The sequence below is a fragment of the Arthrobacter sp. H20 genome (assembly GCF_000520515.1).
GTDB lineage: Bacteria > Actinomycetota > Actinomycetes > Actinomycetales > Micrococcaceae > Arthrobacter_D.
Genome location: NZ_KI914746.1, coordinates 9,039 through 9,752, shown reverse-complemented (window position 1 = coordinate 9,752; position 714 = coordinate 9,039). Strand labels below are relative to the sequence as shown.

General features: G+C 59.5%; 1 protein-coding gene. It reads right to left on the bottom strand.

From position 1 onward, the window contains the following. Positions 1-194: 194 nt before the first annotated feature. On the bottom strand, positions 195-422 hold the full coding sequence (locus Y703_RS0113500) for a hypothetical protein (RefSeq protein ID WP_026553124.1): 228 nt from the start codon (positions 420-422) through the stop codon (positions 195-197). Between the last annotated feature and the right edge of the window lie 292 nt (positions 423-714).

The window sequence follows — 714 nt, the reverse complement described above, 5'->3', positions numbered from 1 at the left end:
CCCGCCAGATCTCGCTTCTCGGCGGGGGTTCCATGAGGCTTTGCTGTGTAAGCAATTTCTTCCACTGCACACTGAGTAATTTTGGGTGTGGATAACCGGTCACGAATTCTTGGATTCGGGCTATTCTGGTGTCTCCGATTGCTTCGACTCGGCCCGTTGTTCCCGGGAGTCACAGTGTCACAGCCTCGCAGTAGCTATAGTTCGCGGAGTTTGAGCGCCGCGTTGGTCATCATGGTTGGCCTGCTGACCTCCGGCTGTGAGGGCGATCCCTCCCCGCCGGTCTTCGACTCCACCCAGACCTCTGCTCCGGCTCCCACGCAGTCGAGGTCGCCGGCACCGTCAGACACTCCCATTTCCACTCCACCCTCTACCACTGAGCCGACCGCTGCGTCGTCGGCTGCTGTGTAAGCAATTTCTTCCACTGCACACTGAGTAATTTTGGGTGTGGATAACCGGTCACGAATTCTTGGATTCGGGCTATTCTGGTGTCTCCGATTGCTTCGACTCGGCCCGTTGTTCCCGGGAGTCACAGTGTCACAGCCTCGCAGTAGCTATAGTTCGCGGAGTTTGAGCGCCGCGTTGGTCATCATGGTTGGCCTGCTGACCTCCGGCTGTGAGGGCGATCCCTCCCCGCCGGTCTTCGACTCCACCCAGACCTCTGCTCCGGCTCCCACGCAGTCGAGGTCGCCGGCACCGTCAGACACTCCCATTTCC